This window comes from Castellaniella sp. (assembly GCF_036379515.1).
Classification (GTDB): domain Bacteria; phylum Pseudomonadota; class Gammaproteobacteria; order Burkholderiales; family Burkholderiaceae_B; genus Castellaniella.
The window spans coordinates 81,828-97,776 of sequence record NZ_DASVGN010000036.1 but is presented as its reverse complement, the minus strand read 5'-3'; the positions used below and the strand labels follow the sequence as shown (position 1 = coordinate 97,776).

Sequence of the window (15,949 nt, the reverse complement as noted above, 5' to 3'; positions counted from 1 at the left end):
TTTTGCAGGGAATTTCAGAATGAACACACGAGCCCTTGGAAAAACCGGCCTGAACATCACGCCGCTGGTGTTTGGCGGAAACGTATTCGGCTGGACGGCTGACGAGGCCACTTCCTTCCGGCTGCTCGATGCGCTGACGGACGCTGGGCTGAATGCGGTGGATACGGCCGACAGCTATTCACGTTGGGTCAACGGCCATCAGGGTGGAGAATCTGAAACCCTCATCGGCCGTTGGCTGCAACGCCATCCGGGCAAGCGCGATCAGCTCGTGTTGATCACCAAGGTGGGATCGGACCTTGGGCCGATGAGGAAGGGCTTGTCGAAACGCTGGATCACCGCGGCTGTCGAAGACTCGCTGCGCCGGCTCCAGACCGACTACATCGACTTGTACCTATCGCACTGGCCAGATCCGGATACTTCCTACGAAGAGACGCTGAGCGCCTTCCAGATGCTGCTCAAGGCGGGAAAGATCCGCGCAGTGGGCGCCTCCAATCTGGATGCGGGCCAGCTGACGCAGGCGCTGGACGCGGCCAAAGCGCATGGCCTGCCGCGCTATGACGTGTTGCAACCCGAATACAACCTGTACGACCGGTCCAAGTTCGACGGTGCATTGCGCGAGTTGACCACGCGCGAGAACCTCGGCGTCATCACCTATTACAGCCTGGCGTCGGGCTTTCTGTCGGGCAAATATCGGTCGCAGGCCGATCTGAACAAAAGCCCGCGTGGCCAGGGTGTTGCTAAATACCTGAACGAGCGTGGCAAGCGCATCCTGGCGGCATTGGATCAGGTTGCCGGAGTACAACGTGCCAAACCCGCCGAAGTTGCCCTGGCCTGGATCATGGCACAAGACGGAATCACGGCACCCATTGCCAGTGCCACGAACCTGGATCAATTGCAGAGTCTGGTGCGCGCCACTGAACTGACATTGACCGCCGAGCAACGGAGCGTGCTCGACGAAGCCAGCCGTTGATTTCATGGCGCTTTCAGACAGCAAAAAACCCAGCTGAAACCGGCTGGGTTCGTTGTTCTGGGGGCCTCTTCATGCGCGTCATGCGGCGCAGTCGGACGCTTGCCGTTCGGTCTGGATTATGGGATCGTTCGGAAATGGCACAAAAGACCTCGCGCGATGATGGACGCTTCTCCCGTTAAACGCCGACGCCGCAATGCAGCGTTGGAACAGGCCATCCTGGGCGTTGCCTGGGCCGAGCTGCTGGATCATGGCTATGCGGGCCTGACCCTGGCGGGGGTGGCATCCAGAGCCGGCACTAGCCGGACGGTCCTCGCCCGGCGCTGGGCCGGCAAGGCAGACCTGGCGGTGGCCGCCGTGCAATACGAACTGGATCAACGCCCATTCGGTTCGCCTGATCTGGGCAATCTTCGGGCGGAACTGCTGGATTATCTGCAGCGGTTGGGCGGTCTGGCCGATGTGATCGACCTGACCTTTTCAATGCTGCTGGACGCGTCGTTTCGGGAAACCTACACGTCGCCCCAGGCCTTGCGTGACGTGCTGATGGGAGGGCGGCAGAATGTATTCGCCACCTTGATGGCGCGCGCTGCACGGCGGGGTGAACTGAACCCCGCCCGGCTGACCGGCACGGTCGTGCCGCTGCTCAATGACTTGATGGGCCACTACGTACTGCTGCATCGCACGCCGCCCGACCCGACATTGTGCGCAGCCTGGGTGGACGAAATATTTCTGCCGCTGGTGGGCGCGGTGCCCAATCAGAAGGTATAGCTGGCGCCTACGACCGTGCTGACCTGGTTTTTCTGTTCAACCAGGGGGCTGCCGGCGGCTTCGCCGACCAGCCGGCTGATGTTGACCGTACCGGTCAGGTTGAACCGTTCCGTGAGCGCGAAGTTCACCGCCATGCGGGCCGACACATCCTTGAACCCTGATGTTGGCTGGTACTGCGCCAGGCCGGAGCGGCGGGATTCGTCGGCCGTGATGCCGAAGTAGCTGTCCATGTACTTCTCGCTGGCCCAACTGGTGGCCACACTGGGCACCAGCCGGACGCGGTCGGTCAGCGCGAAGGGATAGGCGATCCGGGCATCCAGGCGCAGACCCCGGTCGCTGTCCTTGAGAGCCTGAGTGGCCGCAACACGGAAAATCGCGCCGGCGAAGCGTGTGGACAGGCCCAGACGGGCGCCGACCTCGTCGGACAGGCCGTCGATGCCGTGCGGCATATCGCCGCTGTCATAACCCCACATCATGTTGACCCCGGCGCTCAGTGTCACTGTGGGGGTTTCAATCAGATTGATGCCGACGCCATGGTCGGTACGGGCATAAAAAGGTCCGATCCGTGCATTGACGATGGGGATCTCTGTGCCCTTGTATTCGCTGGATCCCTCGTAGCGCGGGATGGCTCCGACCCCGGCTCCCAGGGTAATGCTGCTATCTGCCTGAGCAGTGCCAGAGAGCGCCAGCCCCAGCAAGGCCAGGGCCAACCCCTGGCGCAGAGGATGGTGGATGGAGGGAGAAGAGTAGCGGTGCGAACGGAAGGACATGGAAGAGACTCAATCTTAAGAAACAGGACCGCATCCTAACCAGATGTTCATGATTAGTCAAGATACATACATGAATCTTATTTGAAAGATAGTCGATGTGCGGATAGATCGCTACAGCGTCGTGGGTGTTTAAAAAGCCCAGGATGGATCACACCGAGTTCTGGGGAGGCTCCAAACCTTGGAAGAATGAGTCATGGCGAGCCAGACCAGGTTTTCCCCGGAAGTGCGCGAATGCGCCGTGCGGCTGGTCCTCAGGGCGCCCAGAAATCCCAGCCCGAAACCAGTACCGGCCAAGACGGTGCCCACGAAGAGCAACAAGTCCGAGCCCACTGCGATGCTGCCCAGCGTGAGCCCGATCCCCGTGGCCAAGCCCTGCAAAAGCCGGGCCACAATCAGTGCCGGGACAGCCGCTGCAGTCAAAAATATCCACATGGATACGGCATAGACCCCGAATATGAGCGTCAGCTGGAGGGTAGCGGGCATCGATCCGTGTCTCTAGGCACCCCACCCCCCGCCGATTGCACGGATGAGTTGGACCACAGTCCGGGCGCGATCGCCATCAAGCTGTACGGCCGCGCGTTGCTGCTGCAAAACCACACGATCCGCGTCGATCACATCCAGATAGCTCACCGATCCCTCGCGATACTGAATCTGCGACAGGCGCGCCGCCCGGGCTGCAGATTTCACTGCGGCATCTTGCATGTCGGTCTGCTCGCCCAGGATGCGCAGGCTCGACAAACCGTCCTCTACATCCCGGAATGCGCCCAACACCGTCTGGCGATACGCAGCGACTTCCTCTTTGTAGTGAGCCCGCGCGAAATCCACGCCGGCCTGTCGCCGGCCCCCATCGAAGATCGGAAGCGACAGCATGGTCCCGACCAGCGGCCCTAACAGGAACGTCCGGCTGGACCATTGGAATAGATCACCCAACTCGGAGGACTCATATCCCAGAGCACCTGTCAGACTCAAGCGCGGGAAAAACGCGGCGCGCGCTGCGCCGATACGCGCATTGGCCGCCGCCATGGCACGCTCGGCTGCCGCGATATCGGGTCGGCGCTCGAGCAAAGATGAAGGAAGCCCTGCAGGTATCCTGACCGCCACACGATCCAGCGTATGGGGCGGCAACTTGAAGTCGGCGGGCGGCTCGCCCAGCAGGACGGCCAAGGCGTGCTCAGCTACCAAACGTTGGCGCGCGATACCCATGGACTCCGAGCGGGCCGCCGCCAGTTCGGATTTAGCGCGCGCCACGTCCAGTTCCCCTATATCACCCTGCGCGTAACGGTGCTCCACCAGGTTCAAGGACTTGCCACGCAAATCGACAGTACCCCGATAGAGCGCCTGCTCAGAGTCCAGCTCACGGATCAGAAAATAAGTCTGGGCGACATCCGCTTGCAAAGCGAGCTGCACGGACCGGAACAAGGCCTCGCTTTGTTGCGCATCGGCGGTGGCCCCATCGACGGTGGCAGCGACACGTCCGAACAGATCTGCTTCGTAGGAAACGCCCGCCTGCGCACGCCATGCGGTGACTGGCGGATTGGGCGCCCCTGCAGGCAAACCCTGCGAAACGTTCGAGGCCCGCTGGCGGGTCACGCCAAAACCAGCATCCACCTGGGGCATCCGCTCTGAGCTCGCACCCCTCTGCAAGGCACGCGCCTGCGCCACACGAGCGGCAGCAGCCTTCAAATTCTGATTTGCCTTCAAGGCCTGGTCTTCCAAGGCGTCCAGCTTGGCATCCTTGAATATCGTCCACCATTTGCCGCGCTTCATCGCGTCGGAAGGCTGCGCGTCCTTCCAGCGCTGAGCAGCCTCGGGCGATAGTGTGGCCTCTTTGAACGTCTTGGGAATCTCAACCGATGGTCGTTGATAATCCGGTCCCACCGCACAACCCGCCAGCAGCCCCGCCAGGAGGGCGGGTACAAGAACGCTTCGTAAGTATGTCGTCATAGCCAACTCTCGATTACTTCGCATGAACGGTCAGCGTGGGTGCCTCATGCGCCGAGGCCGAATGCAGGCGGCGGCGTCCCAGTGAGCGCAGCAAGACATAAAACACAGGTGTCAGGAACAAGCCGAACAAGGTGACGCCCAGCATGCCGAAGAACACAGCGATCCCCATTGCCTGGCGCATCTCGGAGCCAGCGCCCACCGATGTCACCAGCGGCACGACGCCCATGATGAATGCGATGGAGGTCATCAGAATGGGACGCAACCGCAGGCGGCATGCTTCGATCGCAGCCTTGAGGGTCGGCACACCCTGCAATTCCAGCTCACGTGCGAATTCCACGATCAGGATGGCGTTCTTGCAGGCCAGGCCGACCAAAACCATCAGGCCGATCTGCGTAAAGATATTGTTGTCGCCCCCTGTAAGCCACACGCCGGTCAAGGCCGCCAGAATGCTCATGGGCACGATAAGGATGACCGCCAGCGGGAGGATCAGGCTCTCGTACAAGGCAGCCAGGACCAGAAATACCAGCAGCACGCTGATAGGAAACACCCAGATGCCTGCATTGCCTGCCAGGATCTGTTGATACGTCAGGTCCGTCCACTCGAACTTGACGCCAGCGGGCAGCGTCTCTGCAGCAATGCGTTCAGCCGCGGCCTGCGCCTGACCCGACGAATAGCCCGGCGCGGGTCCGCTGTTGATGTCGGCGGCGGTATAGCCGTTATAGCGCACCACCATCTCGGGCCCGAAGCTGGGTGTCACCTCGACCAGCGACGAGAGCGGCACCATCTCGCCTGAACGGCTGCGCGTTTTGAGGTTCAGAATGTCTTCAGGCCGCGAGCGGTACTGTGCATCGGCCTGCGCCCTGACCTGATACACACGTCCGAACCGGTTGAAATCATTTACATACAGCGACCCCAGGTAAATCTGCATCGTGTCGAACACATCCGTGATCGGCACACCCAACTGCTTGGCCCTGACGCGGTCCAGATTCACATCGAGTTGCGGCACATTGATCTGATAGCTGGAAAAGGTCGGCCCCAGCTCGGGCGTCTGACGTGCCCGCGCGAGAAACGCCTGTGCGGCTGCATCAAGTTTTGCGTAGCCCACCCCGGCACGATCCTCGATCTGCAGCTTGAACCCGCCGACCGTGCCCAGACCCATAACGGGCGGCGGTGGAAAGACGGCGATGAACGCGTCCTTGATTCCCGAGAACTGTCGGTTCAGGCTCGCCGCGATGGCGTTGGCCGACAGTGCGGCACCGCGACGCTTCTTGAATGGCGCCAAGGTCACGAAGACGATCCCCGCGCTCGAACTGTTGGTAAAGCCGTTGATGGACAACCCCGGGAACGCAATGGCGTCCTCGACACCGGGCTGCTTCAGGGCGATCGCGCCCATGCGACGAATCACCTTCTCGGTACGATCCAGGGACGCCCCGTTGGGAAGCTGGGTGAAACCGATCAGGTACTGTTTGTCTTGAGCCGGCACAAATCCGCCTGGCACGATATATGCAACCCCGAGCGTCATCGCCAGCAGGACCACATAGACGCCCATGAAAGACGCCTTGCGGGTCACCACGCCTGACACGCCACCCGCATAGCGATCGGAAGTACGGCCGAAGAAGCGATTGAACCGCCCGAAAAAACCGCCTAGCAGCCGGTTCATCGTGCGCGTGAGCCAGTCAGGCGGCTCGCCATGCCCCTTGAGCAGCAAAGCGGCCAGCGCGGGCGAAAGCGTGAGCGAGTTGAACGCCGAGATCACCGTCGAGATGGCGATCGTCATGGCGAACTGCTTGAAGAACTGACCGCTGAGCCCCGTCATGAAAGCCAGGGGTACGAAGACGGCGACCAGCGTCAAGGCGATCGCGATGATGGGACCACTGACCTCGCGCATGGCGCGATAGGTGGCATCGCGCGCGGACAAGCCCTCGGCGATATTGCGCTCGACGTTTTCGACCACCACGATGGCGTCGTCGACCACGATCCCGATAGCGAGCACCAGCCCGAACAGCGACAGGGCATTGATGGTATAGCCGAATGCCAGCAGCAGCGAGAACGTTCCCACGATGGAGATGGGCACCGCCAGAAGCGGGATAATGGATGCGCGCCAGGTTTGCAGAAAAACGATCACCACCAGGACCACCAGGGCGATTGCCTCCAACAGAGTCTCGATGACGGCCTCGATGCTCGAGCGCACAAACTGCGTGGGGTCGTAGACGATGCTGCTCTTGACCGACGCCGGAAAATCAGCCGACAGCTCCTTCATGGTCGCGCGCACCTGATCCGAGACAGCCAGCGCATTGGCGCCTGGCGACTGCATGATGGCCATCCCGACAGCAGGCTTGTTGTTCAGCAAAGAACGCAAACTGTACTGGGCTGCGCCAAGCTCCACACGTGCCACGTCTCCGAGACGCGTCACCCCACCGTCTGCCGAGGTCTTGAGGATGATGTTGGAGAATTCCGCTGCGGTCTGCAAGCGGCCGTGTGCATTGACCGACAGCTGCAGGGGCACGTCGGCCAAGTTGGGCGATGCACCGATAGTGCCTGCCGCCACCTGTACATTCTGCTCACGGATGGCCGCAACGACGTCGCTCGCAGTCAGCCCGCGCTGTGCGACTTTTCGTGGGTTCAACCAGACGCGCATTGCGTAGTCGCCCGACCCCCATATCTGCACCTCGCCCACACCGGGGATGCGTGCCAGTCTGTCCTTGATGTTAAGGACCGCGTAATTGCGCAGATAAGTGACGTCGTAACGATTGTCGGTCGAGAGCAGATGGACCACCATCGTCAGCGTGGGTGAACTCTTGACCGTCGTCACGCCCAGCTTCTGCACCTCCTCAGGCAGTCGGGGCAGTGCCTGGGAGACCCGGTTCTGCACCAGCTGTTGGGCCTTGTCCGGGTCGGTGCCGAGCTGGAAATTCACCGTGAGCGTCAGATTGCCATCGCTATTGGCCTGCGACTGCATGTAGAGCATGTGCTCTACACCGTTGATGGATTCTTCAAGGGGCGCAGCGACCGTCTCCGCGATCACCTTGGGGTTGGCTCCGGGATACTGGGCGTGCACGACGACCGAGGGTGGCACCACTTCGGGATATTCGGAAATTGGCAATTGAAACATCGCCAAGCCGCCGGCCAGCAGAATCAGGACCGACAGCACCCCGGCGAATATCGGCCGATCAATAAAGAATTTTGAAATATTCATCAGTTGTCAACCCTGTGCTCAGGAGTGGTCCGCGGAGCCCGCCGCTGGCGCGGCAGGCTCCGACAGCGCAAGATCCGCCTCGCTGGAGGCCGACGCCGGTTGCGGTGTCACGAGGTCTCCCGGCCGGACGCGCTGCAGACCGTTGATGACGATGCGCTCGCCGGCCTTCAATCCCGATTCGACGACTCTCAGGCCGCCGTTGTCCGCGCCCAACCGCACTTCGCGGTAAGCCGTCTTGTCATGCTTGTCGACCACCAGCACGAAACGCTTGTCCTGGTCGGTGCCAACCGCTCGCTCATCAATCAACAGGGCCGAATGGGGCGCGCCACTCCCGAGCTCGATACGCGCATATAAGCCCGGCACCAACGTGCCATCTGCGTTGTCGAACACCGCCCGTACGCGGATCGTGCCCGATGAGACGTCCAGATGGTTGTCAATCGACACCAGCGTGCCTTCGCGCGGATAACCGTTCTCCCCGGTCAGGCCCATCCGGATCGGTATTGACTGCATTCCAGACTGGCGTGCAGGATTGACGACCTTCAGGAAGCTTTGTTCGTCCACGTCAAAGGCGGCATACATGCGAGACATCGACACCAGTGAAGTCAATGGCGCGGCCCCAGCTCCCGCCGTCACTACATTCCCGACGGTCAGCGCCGCGCGCGATACCCGGCCCGAAATGGGCGCGACGATTCGGGTGTGCCCCAGATCCAGTTCAGCCGACTCGAGCACTGCGCGCGCCGCCAGCAGATTGGCCGCTGCCTCGCTCGACGCGTTGCGCTTTTCCTCATAGTCCCGTTTCGCGATCGCGTTGTCTGCCAGCAGGCGCTTGCCCCGTGCCAGGTCGGAGGCCGTGTAGGCGGCCTGCGCGCGCGCCGCAGCCAGCTGGGCCTGCGCGTGATCCACCGCAGCCTGGTAAGGGCGTGGATCGATCGTGAATAGCGGATCGCCCTTGTGCACGAAGCTGCCGTCGGTAAAGTGCACGGCGGTCAAGGTGCCCGACACGAGCGGGCGGATGTCCACGCGTTGGACCGCTTCGAGCCGACCGGAATAATCGTGCCAATCGGTCATCATCCGGCTGCGAACGGTAGCGACGTCGACCGCTACGGCCGCGACGGGTGGGGGTATCGCGGCCCGGGCCGTCCCGGCCCGCAGGTGGAATACGGCAACGCCGATAGCGGCAAGAGCCACAGCGATGAACGCTGCAGCGTATCGATTGGTTTTTGACAACATGATGGTCCTCGGGCGGCGCGTCGAAAAGCACACCGTATGCAGTACAGAAGAGTCGGCGTATTATTGATTGTTTGAATAGACAGATAAATATCTGTTTTCAGACAACCTTATTCGGAATAAGCAAATAATGGATCGCTTTCAAGCCATGCAGGTTTTCACCCGCGTCGTCGAAGCCAACAGCTTCACGATGGCCGCAGATACGCTCGGGCTGCCGCGCTCGACCATTACGACCACGATTCAGGCCCTGGAGCGCCAGCTACGATCCAGGCTGCTGAACCGCACGACTCGGCGCCTGAGCCTGACCCCGGACGGCGCGTCCTATTACGAACGTTGCGTGCGCATCCTGGCCGACGTTGAAGACGCCGAGGCCTCACTGCGTGACACCACGCAGAGCCCGCGCGGCCGCCTGCGTATTGATACGCTACCCTCGATGGGTCGGCTGATCCTGATTCCCGCGCTGTGCGACTTTCATACGCGCTACCCCGACATCGAACTGGCAATAGGCATGAGCGACCGCCCGATCGACCTTGTGCAGGACGCTGTGGACTGCGTGGTCCGCGTCGGAGAGCTGAAGGGGCCTACGCTGGTCGGCAGGCGCATTGGTACCCTGGAGATCGTGACCTGCGCCGCCCCTTCGTATATCGAGCGCCGCGGCGAACCGAAGACGATCCAGGATCTGGATCAGCACCAGGCCGTGCATTATTTCTCCAGGGCCACCGGCACGGGGGTCCAGGATTGGAGCTTCTCGGTGGACGATAAGCCTGTCGAAGTGAGCGTCAACGGCATCATTTCGGTCAATGACTCGGAGGCATATCTGACATGCGGGCTGCAAGGCTTCGGCTTGATCCAGTTGCCGCGCTATATGGTCACACCCTATCTGCAAACAGGCGAGCTGCGCGAGGTGTTGACGCCATGGGCACCCGCCCCTATGCCAATCTCCGTGGCATACCTGTACAACCGGCACCTTTCACCCAGGGTACGCGTATTCGTGGACTGGGTCAGCGAGCTGTTCCAGAAGTGCCCCCGGATGAGGGACTGCACCGGCGGCACGGGTTTCAGCCCAGAGTGCGCCTTTGCATCACAAACAAAGAGCGGTTCGACCATCCGGGATTTTTTGGTGCACGAAGGTGTCGAGGAAGCCACTTTTTAGGCGGAACACATGACCGCACGACCCGACTCCGACCAGGACAACGCCAGCACGGCCGTTGCGTGCGTGCTCGCAGCAGCGCTTTGACAGTCCCGACCGCTTCCACGTCGTGCGGCTGGTCAACCGACACTTCATGAAGCTCTGGCAAAGCCACGACCCCGAGGGCCGCAAGAACCGGGGGCTCGTCAGCCTGGTGCGCCGCCACCACTGGAAGCTCTTGACGGTGCAGCAGGCGCGTCTGCACCAGTACCTGGCGCTGTTCCCCGTGCTACGGGCGCTGTACTTCGCCAGGCAGCAGCTCAACGGCTTTCTGGTGCTCAAGACGCTTACTGCCAAGCGGGCCAAGAAGATGCTGCCGAAATTCCTGGCGCTCATCGGCCAGTTCGAGCGCAGCCCGGCCAGGGCGTTGGCCGCTACGTTAACATCGTGGCTGGAGCCCATCGTGCGCATGTGGCGCTTCTCCAGATCGAACGAGAAACTGGTGGTGGAGTCGGGAACCCAGGTACAACTCGTTCTCCGCGCGGGATGGGCGTAGTTTGGGCGCTTGAGCAAAGAATGGCCGGTAATTTCTTGCACATGTGTATCCTATCGAATACGATAGAACATGTACACGATCAAGCCCCCGCCCGAATTCGATGATTGGTTTGCCAGTCTGAAGGATCCCTCCACGAGGGCGCGTCTGATTCGCCGATTGGAAAAGGCGGCACGTGGTTTACTCGGGGATGTCGAGCCAGTTGGCGAAGGCGTTTTCGATATGCGAGAGTTTTTCGGCCCGGGCTGGAGGATGTACTACACGCAACAGGGCGATGTGCTCATCGTCATGCTGGGCGGGGGCAATAAATCCACGCAAAGCCGTGACATCAGACGAGCAAAGGAACTGGCGAGTACCTTGCAAACTGGGATGGAGGATCCGCCATGAGCAAAAAAATCAATGTGTCCGATCTACCGACCTTTGATCCCGCCCGATATCTGCGTGATGATCAGGATATTGCTGCTTACCTAACTCAAGTGATCGAAGAAGGGAATGCCGGAGAGCTGGCACAGGCCCTGGGGGTTGCGGCTCGTGCCCGTGGCATGACCCAGATCGCCCAGGCGGCGGGTATTGGTCGAGAATCCCTGTATAAGGCATTGCGTGCTGACGCCAGCCCACGGTTCGATACCATCGCAAAAGTCTGTAAAGCCCTAGGGGTACGGTTGCTGGTGCAGGCCGATCATGCGGATGCATAACCTACCCCCGTTTATGGGGTAGGGCCAGACAAGCTCGGGATGTAGCGACGCGCAGTGACACGTCTAGGGCAGCGAATTGTGCCTAAGAGATTGATTTTTTGGGGTTTTGGGATGTTTTGTGCCGTTAGGCATATCCTTGCCGCGAAATAAAGCATAACCGTGCCGCACGGCCAGTTCTCTCCCTTGGGAGGGTCAAAGCACTGGGAACCTCCGGTAAAGCATAACTTTGCCAATCATCACGAAATAAAGCATAACGCTGCCAATCGTGCTGAAGAAAAAGTTGCAGTGATTACAGGCGCTTTTTCAATGGCTGCGCCCGTGGCCGGCTGGCCGAAGGACACAGGGTCACGTAACGTGAGCTGTCCAGTGCCCGAGGCAGGCTATTCCGGCTACCGATTGGCAGCGCGAGGTGGCCCTGCGTTGTTGACAATTTGGCCTGTTTCGCTACACGAGGACAAACCACAATTCCAGCGATCCTCACAACGGCATACTGTACGCGTTCATAGGATAAGGAGAGCGCCATGCCACCAGTACCACCAGCAGATTTCCCCCGTAGGACAATGGCATCCGGCCTAGACGGGGCAGTCCCGAAATTCTCAGCCAGGGAGTTGAAAGGCGGCGGCTTCTCGGCGCTTGTGCCGGACGAAGAGCATCAGGAGGCATACGAAAATGCCGAGGATCTCGCCGCGCAGCTCGTCGGGTATGCCCGGCGGAAAGAACGGGAAAATGCTTGGACGAGGGAGTTCAATCTGCAGCGGATCCGGGATGGGATTGCCGAAAAAGTGCGCATCAGGGAGTGGGATTTCACCCCAGACGAGCAAGAATGGGTAATGCAGCGGTTGATCTCGCTGCTGGAGCTGCCTGAGGCAGGGGCAACGGCTGGCCCCACACGGTAGCTGGGGCGCAAATGCGCGAGGCAGCCGGTAGATCAAACCTTGAGGAGCAGTATGGGATTCCTGCTTTTGAATGTCTTCCTCGCTTGCTTGGCGGGCGGCGCCTTTTGGATGGCGATGCGCCCCACGAGCAGGGAAAGCACCTTCACCACGGGGACGATGGGTGGTCGCCTCCGGCGGTGTAGCGCCAACCTTACCGCGCAGTGGGTCAAGCGGCGGCGAGACAGGCGAGCTCCCCCGGCAGACTAGAGGCTTGAGGTCGATTCACAGGGCAGCCGCAACCTGCCGCAACGCTTGCTCGAACGTCTCGGGGGCCTGGCCGCCCTGGATCAGATGCCGGTCATTCAGGATGATAGAAGGGACGGAGTTGATGCCCTGCTGAGGTAGTGCTGGCGATGGGTGCTCCACGCCCAAGAGTTGAGCGGATTGCTGGTCGGTTTAGCTGAGAGTTCTCAGTCGCGCACGATAGTCCAAAGCCTCCAACTCCAGGTTCGACGAGAGAGCCCCTCTGAGGATGAACAACTGCGGCTTGCTGGAAAATTCAAAGAGTCGGTACAAGCAGAAGGCATCTTCAGTTTCTTCTGAAAACTCCAGTTCATTCCTGGTGACCACGAATGGAGTCAAGCTACCGCCATTGGTGGTTTTGACTTCGATGAACCGTGCCTGCTCGTCGTCTTCGAATGACAGGATGTCGTAGCCAGCGCCATCCCCCAACCGATCCGATATCCAGTCAATTTTTTCAGCAAGATCAAGCCTTGTGGCTTGCATGAGCCTTTCTCTTTCAAAGCTCAGCGCCCAAGCTTCTCCATTGTGGCCTAGGCGGCGGTTGTGCTCGTCTCTCTGGGCATAATCGAATTTACGGGCAAGGCGTTGGCGCTTGCCCTTTATCGATAGCGCTTCCATCGTGGGAGGCGTGACAAGTGCACCGAGGAATTTCTGCCCACCGGCGGATGTGTGTGCGTCCAGGTCGTCCATGACGCTGGCCAGCTTGGTTTGATGCTGGCCAATATAGGCGACAACTACTTGGCGCAATAGCTCCTGGAGATTGGATCGAGGTTTGTAACCCCGGATGTAGGGAAGACCTAACTGATCCAGAACGGCTGAGATATTTTGGTGCTTCAGTTCGATCGATGCCTTGCTCCGCGTAATGAGCTTGGTACGGAGGTGTTCGTTGTGCTCCACTTTGCTGTAGGGCAGGCCTGCGGCTTCTTGACGGAGCATGTCAAAATAATCGCTGACGGTTGCCTCAACCTCTTCTGTTGTCCAGTCCTGTCCGATGCGTACGACTTGAAAGCCAAGCTCTGTCAGCAGGTGCTCGACGGTTGCCTCGCCGCCTGAAAAATCTGCTGATGTGAGAGGACCCTCATCCGGAAAAGCATAGCCATAGGCCGCGCCAACGATGGCTTTTGAGTCGTAGAGCTTCCCCGTAGCAGGCTCTCGCAGCATGTATTCGCGGGCTTTTCCGAAGCCATATTTCTCGAGAAAGTAGACGCGACCAACACGGTCAAACTCTTCGATGGCCTTTCGGATCGCGATAGGTGATTGAAGCTTTGTAAGACGCATGGTTGGAGCTTAGGAAACAGTCGGCGTGGGGGATGCTGGTCGCAAAGTCTTGCGAGTCAGTTATCGTAGTTTGCCTTAGATTCGGCGTTTCGTATGGAAAGGGAGCCACGGCGATGGAAGCGGGGTCGATAGCCCGGGAAGAACTCTACGAGTTCGTATGGGCAATGCCCATGATCAAGGTCGCTGGGAAGTTCCAGGTATCTGGCAGCTATTTGGCCCGGATCTGCACCGCACTACAGGTGCCGCGACCAGAGCGAGGGTACTGGGCGAAGCTCGCAGTCGGTAAGGCCAGCGAAGCGCCGCCGCTTATGTCTCCTCGTGGTGGGATCAGTAGCTAGCTTGTGCTTTGGGCATCCGCTCGAGCTCAACGTTCGTCGCTAGGCCATCGTGAGCGCAGGAAATTTTCTGCATGCAGGTGCAGTTCGCTGGTAACAAAATATGAATTAAACTATGTCTTACGATTAGCAACGCTAAGCAATAGGAGAGGACATGTGGCCCACTATTCGTAGAGCAGGCTCGTCGCCTAAGCTGATTTCGAGGTCTGTAGCATGAGTCGGACAGCATCTTCGCTCGTCAAGCACGCTGCCCCTGGGCCGTATCTTGGATTTTCGTTGCAGCCGGTCAGGTTGTGCTATCACTTACTGAGCAGCCCGTGTGATTCAAGTGTGTCGCTCGAATATCTTGATGATGTTGCCGTCCACTATGCAGATGGCACCCTGCTACTGGAGCAATGTAAAAGTGCTTTGGCGCATAATCCGCTTTCTGATTGGTCCGATGATCTTTGGAAGACAGTTGCTAATTGGCTGGACGCGGTGGAGACTCAGAAGGTTGACGGATCGAAGACCTCCTTTCAGATCTATGTGACGCCGCCGAAGCTTGGCAAACTGAGTGAGGCGATACATGCTGCAACTGACGCTGAGGAGATCGAGGCACTTATCAAGCAGGTTAAAGACAAGCTAAAGAAAAGGGTTTCTGCACCCAAGTGCATTGTGAGCGTGCAGAGATTCCTCGAAGCGGCGAACGCGCTACGCTTGGTCGTTGTCAGCAAAACGACCTTTGTTGCCGCTGATGCAGACCCAGTGGAACCTCTTCGTGAACTGTTGAGGCCTACGGTCCCAGAGGCTTCACTAGATGTTATCTGTGCTTCGGCAATTGGCCAAGCCAAGGAGGCTGCCGATAAGTGCATCCGTCGGAAGGCTCCCGCGCTGATAGGCGTCGCGGAGTTCCGAAAGAACTTCCATGCCTTTATCAAGCAAAACAACATGGCAGGCTATCTCCCGACGTTCACAGCGGCCCCATCTCAGGATGTAGCAAAGGCGCTATTGATCAACCGTCCTGTCTTCATACGGCAACTGCAATTAATAAGAGCGTCAGAGGAGCAGCAGCTTCGGGCGGTCAGTGATCTGTTGCGCACGTCTGGTGACAAGGTGAAATGGGCGGATCAAGGCCTTGTCTTCGATGGCACCTTCGAGGATTGGGAAGATGCTTTGATACGCAAACATGATGCAACGCACAGTGAGGTCCAAGAAGTCTATTCGGGGAAGTCCAAAGAAGCGCAGGGGCGGATTGTCTACGGGCGCTGTGCTGCTATGGACGTGCCGTTAGACAGTCGTGCAGTACCCGGTCATTTCACCCACGGGGGATTCAACGATTTGGCTGATAGACGAAAGCTAGGGTGGCATCCGGAGTACCAGACTCTTCTGGGTGAGGAGGACAAGAAGTGACGGATAGTGTTTATACGGGACGCCTCAGCGAAGCAGCGATTGTCCAGAACGAATCGCTTGGCGCATACGCTATCTGGCGATTCTGCCTTGGGTTTCAGGAGCGTGATGAACGGGCGGTAACTCTACCTCTAGTGTTTTTGCTCTTACCGCTTGTGCTGCATGCCCCAACCTTGGCTGTGGTACTTGGAACACAGAAGACTTCTGGTTTGCATCTTTTGGCCGGCAAGCTTGGTGCACAGCGCGAAGATCTGTTGACGGTCCACGGTCGTGCTTTAGCACTCCGGCAGCTGACTCTCAGATCGCTCATAGCTGCAGAGCAATCGCAGCTGATTCATATCGAACCAAGCACGACAGCAGTTTGGGCATTTAGCCCGCACACTGGGCTGCGTGTTCCGACGCCTCCTGAGCGAATCCGCCGTATTTTGCCAGCCTGCGAAAAGGTTGGATATTGGTTTTCCGGCTTGACGGATCAACAGGTCGCTCACACATTGAGAGTAGGGTTCTAATGCACTTCCAATTA

The 15,949-nt window shown here is 59.4% G+C and carries 15 protein-coding genes; 9 read left to right on the top strand and 6 right to left on the bottom strand.

All coding sequences use genetic code 11. The features are described 5' to 3' along the window. The first annotated feature begins 19 nt into the window (after positions 1-19). Together VF285_RS12845 and VF285_RS12840 are read left to right on the top strand one after the other, a co-directional pair. Positions 20-970 carry an aldo/keto reductase gene (locus VF285_RS12845; protein WP_346953032.1) on the top strand — a complete coding sequence of 317 codons (951 nt, stop codon included), beginning with the start codon at positions 20-22 and terminating at the stop codon, positions 968-970. Between the two features lie 156 nt (positions 971-1,126). Beyond that, positions 1,127-1,735 (top strand): TetR/AcrR family transcriptional regulator, encoded by a 609-nt coding sequence (locus VF285_RS12840; RefSeq protein ID WP_346953031.1) that lies wholly within the window; start codon positions 1,127-1,129, stop codon positions 1,733-1,735. Here the strand turns inward: VF285_RS12840 and VF285_RS12835 are convergent. The 5 genes from VF285_RS12835 to VF285_RS12815 all read right to left on the bottom strand — a co-directional run bounded on the left by VF285_RS12835 (position 1,723) and on the right by VF285_RS12815 (position 8,875). Then, positions 1,723-2,505 (bottom strand): MipA/OmpV family protein, encoded by a 783-nt coding sequence (locus VF285_RS12835; RefSeq protein ID WP_346953030.1) that lies wholly within the window; start codon positions 2,503-2,505, stop codon positions 1,723-1,725. The two genes, VF285_RS12840 and VF285_RS12835, sit on opposite strands and share 13 nt — an antisense overlap. Positions 2,506-2,634: 129 nt before the next feature. Then, complete coding sequence (locus VF285_RS12830) at positions 2,635-2,988, bottom strand: hypothetical protein (RefSeq protein ID WP_346953029.1); 354 nt, start codon at positions 2,986-2,988, stop codon at positions 2,635-2,637. A 12-nt stretch (positions 2,989-3,000) separates the two neighbouring features. Beyond that, positions 3,001-4,449, bottom strand: a complete 1,449-nt coding sequence (locus tag VF285_RS12825) for an efflux transporter outer membrane subunit (RefSeq protein WP_346953028.1) — start codon at positions 4,447-4,449, stop codon at positions 3,001-3,003. Between the two features lie 13 nt (positions 4,450-4,462). Beyond that, positions 4,463-7,645, bottom strand: a complete 3,183-nt coding sequence (locus VF285_RS12820; RefSeq protein WP_346953027.1) for a multidrug efflux RND transporter permease subunit — start codon at positions 7,643-7,645, stop codon at positions 4,463-4,465. Positions 7,646-7,663: 18 nt separating this feature from the next. After that, entirely contained in the window at positions 7,664-8,875 is a 1,212-nt protein-coding gene (locus VF285_RS12815) for an efflux RND transporter periplasmic adaptor subunit (protein WP_346953026.1), read from the bottom strand. A gap of 127 nt (positions 8,876-9,002) precedes the next feature. Here VF285_RS12815 and VF285_RS12810 point away from each other — a divergent pair, with 127 nt between their 5' ends. The 5 genes from VF285_RS12810 (at position 9,003) to VF285_RS12790 (ending at position 12,145) form a co-directional block, all read left to right on the top strand. After that, the gene (locus tag VF285_RS12810; protein WP_346953025.1) at positions 9,003-10,025 is read left to right on the top strand and encodes a LysR family transcriptional regulator; all 1,023 of its coding nucleotides are present in this window, start codon (positions 9,003-9,005) and stop codon (positions 10,023-10,025) included. Between the two features lie 55 nt (positions 10,026-10,080). After that, entirely contained in the window at positions 10,081-10,557 is a 477-nt protein-coding gene (locus VF285_RS12805) for a transposase (RefSeq protein ID WP_346953024.1), read from the top strand. A gap of 69 nt (positions 10,558-10,626) precedes the next feature. Next, positions 10,627-10,941, top strand: a complete 315-nt coding sequence (locus VF285_RS12800; protein WP_346953023.1) for a type II toxin-antitoxin system RelE/ParE family toxin — start codon at positions 10,627-10,629, stop codon at positions 10,939-10,941. Then, complete coding sequence (locus tag VF285_RS12795) at positions 10,938-11,249, top strand: addiction module antidote protein (protein WP_346953022.1); 312 nt, start codon at positions 10,938-10,940, stop codon at positions 11,247-11,249. Before VF285_RS12800 ends, VF285_RS12795 begins: the two co-directional genes overlap by 4 nt. A 521-nt stretch (positions 11,250-11,770) precedes the next feature. Continuing rightward, positions 11,771-12,145, top strand: a complete 375-nt coding sequence (locus VF285_RS12790; RefSeq protein ID WP_346953021.1) for a hypothetical protein — start codon at positions 11,771-11,773, stop codon at positions 12,143-12,145. A gap of 435 nt (positions 12,146-12,580) precedes the next feature. On the opposite strand, the gene VF285_RS12785 is transcribed toward VF285_RS12790, so the two are convergent. Beyond that, positions 12,581-13,705, bottom strand: a complete 1,125-nt coding sequence (locus VF285_RS12785) for a DUF3883 domain-containing protein (protein WP_346953020.1) — start codon at positions 13,703-13,705, stop codon at positions 12,581-12,583. 665 nt (positions 13,706-14,370) lie between these two features. On the opposite strand from VF285_RS12785, the gene VF285_RS12780 reads away from it, so the two are divergent. Further along, complete coding sequence (locus VF285_RS12780; RefSeq protein WP_346953019.1) at positions 14,371-15,429, top strand: ABC-three component system protein; 1,059 nt, start codon at positions 14,371-14,373, stop codon at positions 15,427-15,429. Beyond that, positions 15,426-15,935 (top strand): three component ABC system middle component, encoded by a 510-nt coding sequence (locus VF285_RS12775; protein ID WP_346953018.1) that lies wholly within the window; start codon positions 15,426-15,428, stop codon positions 15,933-15,935. Before VF285_RS12780 ends, VF285_RS12775 begins: the two co-directional genes overlap by 4 nt. The last annotated feature ends 14 nt before the right edge of the window (positions 15,936-15,949 follow it).

What these genes read in the sequence shown, in the direction of transcription:
- VF285_RS12820 (WP_346953027.1), bottom strand. Translation starts at nt 7,645, where the DNA reads ATGAATATTTCAAAATTCTTTATTGATCGGCCGATATTCGCCGGGGTG.
- VF285_RS12785 (WP_346953020.1), bottom strand. Translation starts at nt 13,705, where the DNA reads ATGCGTCTTACAAAGCTTCAATCACCTATCGCGATCCGAAAGGCCATC.
- VF285_RS12830 (WP_346953029.1), bottom strand. Translation starts at nt 2,988, where the DNA reads ATGCCCGCTACCCTCCAGCTGACGCTCATATTCGGGGTCTATGCCGTA.
- VF285_RS12840 (WP_346953031.1), top strand. Translation starts at nt 1,127, where the DNA reads ATGATGGACGCTTCTCCCGTTAAACGCCGACGCCGCAATGCAGCGTTG.
- VF285_RS12800 (WP_346953023.1), top strand. Translation starts at nt 10,627, where the DNA reads ATGTACACGATCAAGCCCCCGCCCGAATTCGATGATTGGTTTGCCAGT.
- VF285_RS12790 (WP_346953021.1), top strand. Translation starts at nt 11,771, where the DNA reads ATGCCACCAGTACCACCAGCAGATTTCCCCCGTAGGACAATGGCATCC.
- VF285_RS12835 (WP_346953030.1), bottom strand. Translation starts at nt 2,505, where the DNA reads ATGTCCTTCCGTTCGCACCGCTACTCTTCTCCCTCCATCCACCATCCT.
- VF285_RS12845 (WP_346953032.1), top strand. Translation starts at nt 20, where the DNA reads ATGAACACACGAGCCCTTGGAAAAACCGGCCTGAACATCACGCCGCTG.
- VF285_RS12825 (WP_346953028.1), bottom strand. Translation starts at nt 4,449, where the DNA reads ATGACGACATACTTACGAAGCGTTCTTGTACCCGCCCTCCTGGCGGGG.
- VF285_RS12815 (WP_346953026.1), bottom strand. Translation starts at nt 8,875, where the DNA reads ATGTTGTCAAAAACCAATCGATACGCTGCAGCGTTCATCGCTGTGGCT.
- VF285_RS12795 (WP_346953022.1), top strand. Translation starts at nt 10,938, where the DNA reads ATGAGCAAAAAAATCAATGTGTCCGATCTACCGACCTTTGATCCCGCC.
- VF285_RS12810 (WP_346953025.1), top strand. Translation starts at nt 9,003, where the DNA reads ATGGATCGCTTTCAAGCCATGCAGGTTTTCACCCGCGTCGTCGAAGCC.